The organism is Albidovulum sp., assembly GCF_049646345.1.
GTDB lineage: Bacteria > Pseudomonadota > Alphaproteobacteria > Rhodobacterales > Rhodobacteraceae > Albidovulum.
Genome location: NZ_JBARVQ010000729.1, coordinates 1 through 11964 on the forward strand (window position 1 = coordinate 1; position 11964 = coordinate 11964).

General features: G+C 62.6%; 10 protein-coding genes. 5 read left to right on the forward strand and 5 right to left on the reverse strand.

Features of this window, described 5'->3' with window-relative positions; translation table 11 throughout:
* Positions 1-78: 78 nt before the first annotated feature.
* A complete protein-coding gene (locus WBB85_RS19050; protein WP_432640167.1) occupies positions 79-414 on the reverse strand; it encodes a hypothetical protein in 336 nt (111 codons plus the stop codon).
* 62 nt (positions 415-476) lie between these two features.
* Here WBB85_RS19050 and WBB85_RS19055 point away from each other — a divergent pair, with 62 nt between their 5' ends.
* Entirely contained in the window at positions 477-983 is a 507-nt protein-coding gene (locus tag WBB85_RS19055) for a MarR family winged helix-turn-helix transcriptional regulator (RefSeq protein WP_432640168.1), read from the forward strand.
* Between the two features lie 65 nt (positions 984-1048).
* Here WBB85_RS19055 and WBB85_RS19060 read toward each other — a convergent pair whose 3' ends face one another.
* Positions 1049-2974 carry an elongation factor G gene (locus WBB85_RS19060; protein ID WP_432640169.1) on the reverse strand — a complete coding sequence of 642 codons (1926 nt, stop codon included), beginning with the start codon at positions 2972-2974 and terminating at the stop codon, positions 1049-1051.
* A 422-nt stretch (positions 2975-3396) separates the two neighbouring features.
* Positions 3397-4086 carry an MIP family channel protein gene (locus tag WBB85_RS19065; RefSeq protein WP_432640170.1) on the reverse strand — a complete coding sequence of 230 codons (690 nt, stop codon included), beginning with the start codon at positions 4084-4086 and terminating at the stop codon, positions 3397-3399.
* A gap of 106 nt (positions 4087-4192) precedes the next feature.
* Here WBB85_RS19065 and lipA point away from each other — a divergent pair, with 106 nt between their 5' ends.
* Positions 4193-5143 carry a lipoyl synthase gene (lipA, locus tag WBB85_RS19070; protein WP_432640171.1) on the forward strand — a complete coding sequence of 317 codons (951 nt, stop codon included), beginning with the start codon at positions 4193-4195 and terminating at the stop codon, positions 5141-5143.
* 227 nt (positions 5144-5370) lie between these two features.
* Here the strand turns inward: lipA and WBB85_RS19075 are convergent, their stop codons facing one another.
* Together WBB85_RS19075 and WBB85_RS19080 are read right to left on the reverse strand one after the other, a co-directional pair.
* Positions 5371-5850 carry a DNA polymerase III subunit chi gene (locus WBB85_RS19075; protein WP_432640172.1) on the reverse strand — a complete coding sequence of 160 codons (480 nt, stop codon included), beginning with the start codon at positions 5848-5850 and terminating at the stop codon, positions 5371-5373.
* The gene (locus WBB85_RS19080; RefSeq protein WP_432640173.1) at positions 5850-7319 is read right to left on the reverse strand and encodes a leucyl aminopeptidase; all 1470 of its coding nucleotides are present in this window, start codon (positions 7317-7319) and stop codon (positions 5850-5852) included. The genes WBB85_RS19075 and WBB85_RS19080 overlap by 1 nt, the downstream gene beginning before the upstream one ends.
* 127 nt (positions 7320-7446) lie before the next feature.
* On the opposite strand from WBB85_RS19080, the gene lptF reads away from it, so the two are divergent.
* From lptF to WBB85_RS19095, 3 genes are read left to right on the forward strand one after another with little or no spacing between them, the layout of a single operon-like run.
* Complete coding sequence (gene lptF / locus WBB85_RS19085) at positions 7447-8577, forward strand: LPS export ABC transporter permease LptF (protein WP_432640174.1); 1131 nt, start codon at positions 7447-7449, stop codon at positions 8575-8577.
* On the forward strand, positions 8574-9671 hold the full coding sequence (gene lptG, locus WBB85_RS19090; protein WP_432640175.1) for an LPS export ABC transporter permease LptG: 1098 nt from the start codon (positions 8574-8576) through the stop codon (positions 9669-9671). Before lptF ends, lptG begins: the two co-directional genes overlap by 4 nt.
* The gene (locus WBB85_RS19095; RefSeq protein WP_432640176.1) at positions 9668-11812 is read left to right on the forward strand and encodes an LPS-assembly protein LptD; all 2145 of its coding nucleotides are present in this window, start codon (positions 9668-9670) and stop codon (positions 11810-11812) included. The genes lptG and WBB85_RS19095 overlap by 4 nt, the downstream gene beginning before the upstream one ends.
* Positions 11813-11964 lie beyond the last annotated feature (152 nt).

The following is an 11964-nucleotide window of genomic DNA, read 5'->3' on the forward strand; positions in this document are numbered from 1 at the left end:
CACGTTCACGAAGTGCCATAGGATGTGGTTTGCCCATCACTGACCCCCATATCTGCCATACAGACAGGGAATCACAGATCAAGCATCGGGGGAATCCTGAATCTCGAAAACCGCAACACGCTCTAAAGCCACCGGAATCGTGGCCGCCACCCCGACCCACAGCGCCCCGCCGCCGGGTCCGCCCAGCCCGGCAGTCCCCCGGCGGACCAGAACCGGCACCGCAAGGATCACCCCCGCCCCGATCCATACCGCACCAAGATAGCCCAGCATCGGCGCCCCGGCAGAAGCGGCGAGTTTCGACAAGGCGACCGCCGCAGCAATCAGGGACCCGACTGCGATCAACAAGAGCGGCGCGGCAAAGGAAGACCCTGCGGCGCGGGGCAGCACCCCCGCGCGGGAAACGGCATCCGCCATTTGAATTCACTCCGATCTGGATTAGTATCTTATCGTAAACTAACTTATTAAAAAGTATCTTGATGTCAAGACAAATGGATCGCGCCGCCTTCGCGGTGTCGCAATGGCGGCAGGAAATGCCGGACCTCGACCTTCGGGCGATGGAGGCTCTGGGGCGGCTCTCGGAACTGGCCCTCGTGATCCGCCGCGATCATCTGGTGCCGGTCTTCGCCGAATACGGGCTTCAGGACGGCGAATTTGACGTGCTGGCTGCGCTCCGTCGCTCGGGCGCGCCCTACCGGATGACCCCGACCGAACTTTACGGCATCAACATGCTGTCCTCAGGCGGTATGACGGCCCGGCTTGACCGGCTGGAGACATCCGGACTGATCGAGCGCCTGCCCAATCCGAACGACCGGCGCGGCACGCTGGTTCAGCTCTCGGACAAGGGACGCGCGCTGATAGAGCGCGCCCTCTCTGCCCATTCGGCCAATCAAACCCGGATCCTCGCATCGCTGAGCGCTGACGAACAGGACCAGTTCGGCGCATTGATGGCCAAACTCTTGTCAGGGCTTTCACCGAAAACCTGATCCAAGGCGTTTCAACCAACACTCGAAACGCACTGACTCTCTATCGCGGGCACCGATCGACGACCTCACGCCACAGCGTGTTCCTTGGAAATCCGCTCGGCCTCCTTGCCATAGATCTCCTCGTAATGGTCAAAGCTCATCTCATGCCAGGCCGTGCCTTGCGTGGCCGAGCCGAGCGCCATCGCCAGGTCTTCCTCGGCCGAGGCTGGCAGAAGCGCCCGGAAGATATCCCAGCCGCGATGATCGGGATCGCCGTCAAACCCCAGAACCTGCCCCTTCAGCGAGGAAATCAGCGACACCATCGCCCCGGAATAGATCGAGGGCACATGGATTTCGACCCGCTCGATCGGTTGCAGCAGGACCGGGCCCGCCTTGCCCAGAGCCTCGCGCAAAGCCATGCGCCCGGCCATGCGAAAGGCGAAATCGGAACTGTCGACCGCGTGATGCTTGCCATCCGTCAGGGTCACCGAGACATCCGTCACCGGAAAGCCCAAGGGCCCCTTTCCCAATGCCTCGCGCGCGCCTTCCTCGACCGCGGGGATGTAGTTCTTGGGCACAGCCCCGCCCTTGACCACATCATCGAAGACGAAACCGTCGCCCCGCCCCGACGGCCGGACACTGACCGCGACATCAGCGAACTGGCCCGCACCGCCCGATTGCTTGCGGTGGCGATAATGTTCATCGACCTGAGAGGATATTGTCTCCAGATAGCGTGGATCTGGCACATGGGTCGTGACCGCGACCCCGAAATCATCGGCCAGAGTGGCAAGCGTCTGCCGTTCATGCATGACCCCTTGCAGCTTCAGCAAAGCATGGCCCGTCGCCGGATCCTGTTCCAGCCGCAGCATCGGATCGGCCTCGGCCAGTCGCGCTAAAGCCGTCGACAGTCGCACCTCGTCGCGCTCATGCGCGGGCGAGACCAGTCGGGCCAAGGCCGGCGGGCAGCCCCTGCCCCAATCCGGAACCGCAGTGCCGCCCGAGGCGGAAAACACCTTGCCCGCATCAAGCTGATCGGATTTCACCGATATCCCGATCTCGCCCGGCTCAAGATGATCGCCCCCGGCCTTGCCACCGATATCGACGAGCCCGCCAAGGCCGCCGCCGCCAAGCTGCGCGCCGGTCTTCACACCGCCCCCCAGCGCCCGCAGCATCACGCATTTTCCCAGATGCTTGCGGATCTGCGCGTGAAACCCAACCGCGACGGCATCCTTGCCGCCCAGCCGTTCGGCCAGACCCGACACGTCCGGTGCCTCATGCCTCAGCGCCTTCATCAACCGCAATACGCCGTTCTTGTGGCTCGCGGCCCCGAGGAAGGTCGGGACCACATCGCGGTGCTGGGTCTCCCGCTTTGCAATTTCGAACAAGGCCCCCGTGGCCGGTTCGTGGTCCTCGATCAGTTCCTCGAGCAGCTTGTCGTCATAATCCGACATCTGTTCCAGCAATTCGGCCCGCGCCTCATGTTCGCGGTCCGCCTCACTTTTAGGCATTTCGACCAATTGCGACGGCCGGCCTTCCCGGTAGCGCCATGCCCGTTCGGAAATCAGATCGATCGCGCCAACAATCTCGCCGCCTTCGCGGATCGGGATCTGGCGCAGCACGACCGAATGGCCGGTATAGGCCTGCAAGGCAGACACGATATCACGCACCCGTCCTTTCGGCACGTCCATCTTGTTGATGAAGATGAAGAGGGGAACATTCGCCGCCTCGGTCGCCCGGATCCAGGGTGCGGCCAGCACCGCCTCGTCAGGATCAGGTCCGACACACACCACAGCCGCATCGGCGGCCAGCAGGGCCGCGCCCCCCATGCGGGCGAATTCCGGTCCGCCCGCGACATCGACGGCGCACCAATCCTCACCCATGAAGCCAAAGCGGGTCAGCATCAGATGACCGGCCGTCTCGGACCGGGGATGGCCGTCCTCCAGCGCCGCCAGCGCGCGGACAAGCTCGGTCTTTCCCGATTGAGACGGCCCCAATACCGTGAAACAGCGCATGTTTTCCCCCATTCGGCACGCGAGGCGAGCGCGTCTTATCGCTGGCCCCCGTGCCTTCGGGCCATGCGCCCTTATCGACCAACTGTCGGTCGCGGATGGGTTCGGGTCAAGTTCTGAAAGCTGCCCTGCTTCATCTTGGGCGATTTCCCCCGCCTGCTTCCGCTCATCATGAAGGTCGCACACCATAATGCGGCGCATTGAGTGCAACCCACGTCGCACTGCAATTCTGCGGAACCGGGTCGATGCTTTGAATTGGGGCCGCGCAGCCGGTCGAGGGTAAACCCCTTTGCCGGATCCGAACCGAAACCGCTGGGCGAGCGCCTGCCCGGCTTGAATTCCGCGCTTGTTGACCGCGGCAATGAGCTGGGCCGGCCAGCGATAGCTGACCGGCCGGTCACGATGAGCTTTGCCTACGCCAGAGGTTAACCCACGGCGGTGCGGGTTGCGCCGAAGGCATGGAGCAGACCTGCCGCCACACCGCCAAGCAGCGGGGCGAGGATGAACAGCCACAGATCGCGCAGCGCCTCGCCGCCGACAAAGATCGCCGGGCCGAAGGAACGGGCCGGGTTGACCGAGACGCCGGTCACATTGATGCCGACCAGATGGATGCCGGTCAGCGTCAGGCCGATGGCAAGGCCCGCCATCGCAGAAGGCGCGCCCGATTGCGTTGCCCCGAGGATGACGGTGACAAAGACGAAGGTCGCAATGGTCTCGAACAGGAACGCAGCCCCCATTGAGTATTCGCCCAGATAACCCGCGCCATAGCCATTCTGGCCAAGGCCGTTGGTTGCGATCGCGTAGTCATTCTGTCCGGCGGCGATCAACAAGACGACGGCAGCCCCGTTCACCGCGCCAAGGACCTGGGCGATGGAGTAGATCGTGGCATCACGCCCCGACATACGGCCAGCCGCGACCATGCCGAACGACACGGCGGGATTGAGATGCGCGCCCGAAATGGGGCCAAGCCCATATGCGGCGGCCACGATCGACAGGCCGAAGGCCAGCGCAATTCCGTGCATGCCGATCTCGTCGCCCATCAGGACGGCCGATCCGACACCGAAGAAAACGAGAATGAATGTGCCGACGGCCTCGGCGAAGAACTTCTTACCCATGGTACCTCCTACCCCGCGCACATGCTGTCCCTGCATGCGCGCATGTTGTATTTCATGTGAATAAGACCTATCCCCGTGCTGGAACGCGAGTTAGGGGGAATAATCCGTGCGCGACCTCAAAATTCCCGATCAGCGCCACCCGGAAAAGGCGCACCGCCCCGATCAGGCGCAGCCGAAAAAGCCCGACTGGATCCGGGTCAAGGCCCCGACCTCGGCCGGGTACAAACAGACGCGCGACATCCTGCGTACCAACAAGCTGGTGACGGTCTGCGAAGAGGCGGGCTGTCCCAATGTCGGCGAATGCTGGTCCCAGGGCCACGCCACCATGATGATCATGGGCGATATCTGCACTCGCGGCTGTTCGTTCTGCAATATCGCCACCGGCCGCCCCGATGCGCTGGACGCCTTTGAACCGGGCCGTGTCGCCCATGCGGTCGAGACGCTGGGGCTCAACCATGTCGTCATCACCTCGGTCGACCGCGACGATCTGGAGGACGGCGGGGCCGAGCATTTCGCCCAGACGATCCGTGCGGTTCGCCACCGTTCGCCGAAGACCACCATCGAGATCCTGACGCCGGATTTCCTGAAATGCAGCCCGGATGTGCTGGAAAAGGTGGTGGAGGCGCGCCCCGATGACTATAACCACAACCTTGAAACCGTGCCGGGCCATTACCCTTCCGTTCGCCCCGGCGCTCGGTATTTCCATTCGTTGCGCCTCTTGCAGCCGGTGAAGGAGCTGGACCCCACGATGTTCACCAAGTCAGGGATCATGGTCGGGCTCGGCGAGGATGCGCAAGGCGTGCGGCAGGTGATGGACGATATGCGCGCGGCCGATATCGATTTCCTGACCATCGGCCAGTATCTGCAACCGACGCCGAAACATCACCGGGTGGACCGGTTCGTAACGCCGGAAGAGTTCAAGGGCTATGAGAAGGCCGCCTATGGCAAGGGCTTCCTCATGGTTTCGGCCACACCGCTGACGCGGTCCTCCTACCATGCGGGCGATGATTTCGCCCGGTTGAAGGCCGCGCGACTGGAACGGCTTGGCAGCAAATAGCCAAACCACGGCGCGAAACAGAGTGGGTTGCGGGGCGGTTGGGCGCTTTTAGTCGGCGCACGTGCCGCGCGCCTTGTCAGTGGGTATTGTAGCGTTTCGCGTTAAACTTGAATCACCTAACGCTGCCTGAAATCATATATTTTAACGCGTTAGCTGATGAGTGATGTTTCAAGATAAACACGAAACGCTATAGCTGATCCCATGTGCTCTGAACTGTCAAAGCCAAGTCAGTCCGATGCCGGGGGTGGTCCGCTTTCGGCCTTCTTTTGCCAACGCCCATCTTCCTCGCTCCAATACTGCGCGGCGATCCCCGCTCCGGTCAGTGCCTTCCACTGGCCGCGCGCATGATCGACGGCCGCCGGATCATTGCCGTCGAAAAGAATACAGACCCGTTCAAGACCGGTGCATTCGTCAGCGACCACCTCGGCTCCGTCCACTGCCATCAGGCATTGCGCGCCGTTCGGAACGTCGGCCCCGGAGGTCAGCAGGATCGGCTGCAATGCATCATGTTTGCCACCCGCAAGTCCATGCGGCATGAACCCTTCCTCGGGCCCCGCCCAAAGCTTCTGGTCCAGCCAGTCGAGCCGCCCTGCATCGCGCCCCCTGACCACCACATGCCAGCCCGCCTGAAGCGACTTTGCCAGAAGCATCGGTAAGGTCGCCTCAAGCGGCGACCGCGTGAGGTGGTAGAAGAACGCGTTGCCCATCAGCCTTCCAGCATGTCGCGCACCAGCCGGTCGAGCGCCATGACCCCCCAGCCCGACGCGCCTTTCGGCGCGAATGCGGTTTCCTTCGGCGGCAGCGCCACGCCCGCAATGTCGATATGGCACCAGGGCACCTCGTCCTTGACGAAGCGCTTGAGGAACTGCGCGGCCGTAATCGACCCCGCAGGCCGCCCGCCGGTATTCTTGATGTCGGCAAGCCTAGTCTTGATCAGCTCGTCATAGGCTGGGCCCATCGGCATGCGCCAGGCGCCCTCGCCCTCGGCCTGCGCCGCTTTCAGGACCGCGCCAGCCAGAGTGTCGTCATTGGAGAATACGCCCGCATTTTCATGCCCGAGCGCAATGATGATCGCGCCGGTCAGGGTGGCAAGGTTGATCATGCCCGTGGGTTTGAACCGCTCCTGCGCGTACCAAAGGACATCGGCCAGCACCAGCCGCCCCTCGGCATCGGTGTTCACCACCTCGATCGTATCGCCCTTCATCGAACGCACGATATCGCCCGGCCGTTGCGCCTTGCCGTCGGGCATGTTTTCCACGAGACCCACAAGCCCCACGACATTGGCCTTGGCCTTGCGCAGCGCCAGCGACCGCATGACGCCCGAGACGACGCCCGCGCCGCCCATATCCATCGTCATCTCTTCCATGCCCGCGGCAGGCTTGATCGAAATGCCGCCGGTGTCAAAGACCACGCCCTTGCCGACAAAGGCAAAGGGGGCCGCGTCCTTCTCGCCGCCCTTCCATTGCATGACAACGACCTTAGAGGGGCTTTCCGACCCCTGCCCCACACCCAAAAGCGCCCGCATGCCGAGTTTCTCGAGGTCCTTTTCCTCAAGCACTTCAACCTCGAGCCCAAGCTTTTTCATCTCTACCAGACGATTGGCGAAATCACTCGTGGTCAGGATATTGGCGGGCTCATTGACCAGATCGCGGGTGAAACAGACGCCATCGGCAACGGCAGCCATCGGCGCAAAGTCCGCCTCGGCCTCCTCGGGCTTGTCGGCCATCACCGTCACCACCCCTTTGTCACCGTTCTTTTCGCTCAGATAGTTGGCGAAGGTGTAGGACCGCAGCGCGATCCCCATAGCCATCTCGGCGGTTTTCGGCTGTCCTGCTGCGACCACGGTCAACCCGGCCTCACCCAGAGCCTTGCCGATGGCGGCCCCGGCCTTGCGCGCCTCTTCCACCGTTGCCTTCTTCGGCAGCTTCACCAGTTGCACAACCTCGGCGGCGACACCGGCCGGATAGGACAGATCGAGCGATTGACCAGGCTTCAACTTGCCCCAGGCCTTGCCCTCCAGCGCGCGGGACACCGCGCCCCGCATCAGCCGGTCAACCCTGCGGGCAACGGCGCCGAGCCGTCCATCGGGCACCAGCAGAAGGGCGATCCTGCCCTCAGCCGTCTTCAGGGCGTCGAAATCGACAGGGGCGAAAGTAACAGAAACGGGCGCGCTCATCCAAAGACCTCCGGGCATTGTTTCGCCGGACCCTACCGCCCTGCCCCCGGCTTGGCCAGATATGAGTTTTCCCCGCCCGCCCGATCGGCTAGGGATGGGCAAACGCGGTGAGGGAGTGTCCGGGAACGTGTCCAGATTCGACAGATACATGCTGTCGCAGCTGATGATGCTGTTCGGCTTCTTCTCGCTTATTCTCGTTTCGGTCTATTGGGTCAACCGCGCCGTCGCTTTGTTCGATGAGCTGATATCGGACGGCCAGTCGGCCTGGGTATTCCTTGAGTTCACCGCGCTGACGCTGCCAAATGTGATCCGCCTTGTCCTGCCCGTCTCGGCCTTCGTCGCTGCCGTCTATGTGACCAACAGGCTGTCATCGGAAAGCGAATTGGTGGTGATGCAGGCCACCGGCTTTTCGCCAATGCGGCTGGCGCGACCGGTCCTTTTCTTCGGCATCATCGTCGGTCTGATGATCGCGGTTCTCGTGCATGTGCTGGTGCCCGCAAGCCGGACCAAGCTGGCTGAACGCAAGGTCGATATCGCCCAGAACATCACTTCGAAGTTCCTCGACGAAGGTGCGTTCCTGCATCCCGCCAAGGGCATCACATTCTATATCCGCGAAATCACCGAAACCGGTGAATTGCTCGACGTCTTTCTGTCCGATGCCCGTGTGCCGGGGGAGCGGACGAACTATACCGCCGAACAGGCAATCCTGGTCAAAAGCGCGCTTGGCCCAAAACTTCTGATGTTCGAAGGCCTCGCCCAGACGCTCGATCAACGCACAAGCAGCCTGGCCACCACAAGGTTCGATGAGTATTCGTTTGATGTGTCATCCCTGTCGGCCGAAGGCAGTCAGCGACGTCCCGAACCCGAGGCCGTTTCCACGATTGCATTGCTGACCGCCGATCCGGCGCTCAGGAAAGCCATGCGGGCCAAACCCGGCGCGCTGCGTTATGCCGGGCATGAACGTTTTGCCCAGTCGCTGATCGCCGTCGTCGCGGCGCTGATCGGCTTTGCCGCGCTGCTGAATGGCGGGTTCAGCCGCTTCGGCCTCTGGCGGCAGATTGCGGGCGCTACGGCCCTGCTGATCTTCGTCAATTTCCTCGTCAATGGGACTGCAAGCCTTATCGACCAGACGCCACGCCTCTGGCCGCTGGTCTATGTGCCCTCTCTGGCGGGGCTGGTGATTGCGTGGGTTCTGCTGGTCTTTGCCGGGCGTGCGCGACGCGTCCGCCACGATCTTGTCGCGGCGGTGGCGTCATGAAGCTGTCGCTCTATATCGCCCGGCGTTTCACCTCATCGTTCCTTCTGGTCTTCTTTGGCCTGTTTGCCGTTCTTTATCTGATTGAGATGGTCGAGCAGATCCGGCGCTTCTCGGGCGCGGGTCTGAGCCTTGCGCGCACCGCCGAACTCGCCCTTCTGAAGGTGCCGAAATCTGCCTACCGCATCTTGCCGATGGTGATGATCCTTGCCTCCATCGCGCTCTTTCTGGCCCTGGCGCGGTCTTCCGAACTGGTCGTCATCCGCGCTGCCGGGCGATCGGCCCTGCGGATGCTGGTATCACCGCTCATTGCCGCAATCCTCATCGGCACATTTGCGGTGGCCGCACTCAATCCCATCGTCGCGGGCACGTCGAAACGCTATGACTCGCTGTCCGACAGCTACAGGCTGGGTGACGGCAATGTCCTGTCGGTGTCGCGCGAAGGGTTGTGGCTGCGGCAGGGTTCCGAGGAAGGCCAGACCGTGATCCGCGCGACGCGTGCCAATCTGGATGGCACCACGCTTTTTGACGTTTCCTTCATCACCTTCGGATTTCAGACCGGCCCGATTGCCCGTATCGATGCGGCCAGGGCGGAACTGACGCCGGGGGCCTGGACCCTGACCGATGCCAAGGAATGGCGGTTTACACCCGAAACCAACCCCGAGGCCAATTCCCTGCGGCACGAGACATTCCGCGTGCCCTCGGAACTGACGGCCGACCAGATCCGCGACAGTTTCGGAACGCCGTCGTCGATTGCGATCTGGGATCTGCCCGGCTTCATCTCGTCGCTGGAACGCGCGGGCTTTTCCGCGCGTAAACATTATGTCTGGCTGCATATGGAACTGGCCCTGCCGCTTCTGTTGGCCACGATGGTGCTGGTTGGCGCAGGCTTCACCATGCGCCACGCGCGATCGGGACGTACCGGCCTGATGGTTCTGCTTGCCATCATCTCCGGGTTTGCCATCTTCCTTCTGCGCAATTTCGCGCAGGTTCTGGGGGAAAACGGCCAGATCCCGATCCTGATCGCTGCCTGGTCCCCACCTGTTGCTGCAGCTCTTCTGTCGCTCAGCCTGATCCTGCATCTGGAGGACGGATGATACGGCGCGCTCTACTTGCACTGGTCGCACTCTGCCTGTTGACGTCACCCCTGCATTCGCAGGATCAGGCGAAACTGATCGCTGATCAGGTGTTGCTGGAGGCCAATGACACCCTGACGGCCGAAGGGGCGGTCGAGGTGCTCTACAAGGGCACGCGGCTGACAGCCGAACGCATCATCTATTTCAGCAAGACCGACAGGCTGGAAATCACCGGCCCGATCCGCCTGACCGATGAAAGCAACACGGTCATCGTCGCAGATGCGGCCGACCTTTCAAGCGATCTGACCGAAGGCGTCCTGACAAGCGCCCGCATGGTTCTGGACCAGCAGCTTCAGATCGCCTCGAACCGGCTTACGCGGGCCAGCGGGCGGTTCACCGTGCTTGACCGGGTCGTGGCCTCGTCCTGCGAAGTCTGTCCGTCGAACCCGACCCCCTTGTGGGAAATCCGGGCGCGGCGGGTGGTCCATGATCAGGAAGAGCGCCAGCTTTACTTCGATCACGCCCAGTTCCGGGTTGCCGGCCTGCCGATCTTCTACGCACCACGGCTGCGCATGCCGGACCCTACCCTGGAACGGTCGACCGGGTTCCTGTTGCCGACCATCCGGACGACATCCGGCCTCGGCGCTGGGGTGAAGCTGCCCTATTTCATCGCCATCGGCGACAGCCGCGACCTGACACTGACACCCTATGTGTCGGCGAAACAGACGCGGACGCTGGAATTCCGCTACCGGCAGGCGTTCCGCACCGGCAAGATGGAGTTCTCGGGCGCGCTCAGCCGCGATGACCTGATCCCCGGCAAGACACGCGGCTACCTGTTCGGCAACGCCAAGTTCGATCTTCCAAGGGATTTCGGGCTGAACCTCAAACTCCAGACGGTGACCGACGACGCCTATCTGCTCGACTACGATGTCAGCAGCCGCGACCGGCTGCAAAGCGGCGTGGAACTGACCCGCACCCGGCGCAACGAACATATCGATGCCCGCATCTTCCGCTACTGGTCGATCCGCGCGCGTGACGACAATTCCGTTTTGCCGACCCTCGTCGGTGACCTCACATTCGAACGCCGGTTCCGCCCCGCCTATCTTGGCGGTGAGGGCAAGTTTTCGTTCCAGACCCACAGCCACCGGCGCAGCTCCACTGTCACAACCGACGCCAATGGCGACGGCATCACCGATGGCCGCGATATCGCACGGACAACACTCGCAGCCGATTGGAGCCGGAACTGGACATTGTCGAACGGCATGGTCCTGTCCGGCGGGTTCATGGCCGCTGCTGACTTCTATTCCATCGGGCAGGACGCCACATATCCTGGAACCGTGACGCGCTTTGCCCCCTCTGCCATGGTCGAGCTGCGCTGGCCCTGGGTCAAGACCGAGACCGCAGGCGGCGCCACCCAGGTGATCGAACCCGTCGCCCAGCTTGTCTGGAGTCGCAACGACATCGAAGATGTGCCAAACGAAGACAGCCAGATCAGTTCCTTTGATGAGGGCAACCTTTTTGGCTACAGCCGCTTTCCGGGTGTCGATGAACGCGAACTCGGCACCCGCCTCAATCTCGGGGTCAGCTGGACACGCCGCGATCCGGCGGGCTGGTCGCTGGGTGTCACGGCCGGTCGCGTCTTCCGGGCCGAGGATCTTGGCCAGTTCTCTATCGGCTCTGGTCTTGACGGCACCTCATCGGACTGGCTGCTTGCCACCCATCTGGACACCGCGTTCGGCCTGACGATGATGAACCGCGCCTTGTTCGATGACGCGTTCAGCTTCAGCCGCAATGAACTCAGGCTGGGCTACAATGCCCAGAAATACGATATCAGCGCAGGCTATCTGTGGTTGATGGCCGACCCCGCGGAAGGGCGCAACAAGGCAAGCTCCGAATTCACCTTCGACGCCGGATGGACCTTCGCCCGCAACTGGCGCGGCAAGGTTTCCGGGCGCTACGATTTCCAGGCCGATCGCGCCGCGAAGGCGGCGGTCGGTCTGCAATATCGCAACGAATGTGTCGCGGTCGATCTTTCCCTCTCGCGTCGCTTCACGTCCTCGACTAGTGTGTCGGCCAATACGGATTTCAGCATGTCGGTCGAACTCGCGGGCTTTGGCGCAGGGACTGATGGGCGAAAATACCGACGTTCCTGCGCCCGCTAGGGACGGTTCGGGGGCAAAATCCGACGACGACAAGAGCAGACGGACGGCAAATGATGCGCAAGACACCCCTTCTTTCTCTCGCCTTCACGGCGCTTCTGGCGTTGGCGACGACGGCAACCGGCCAGTCGGGCCAATTCTCTCCGGCGGTGACG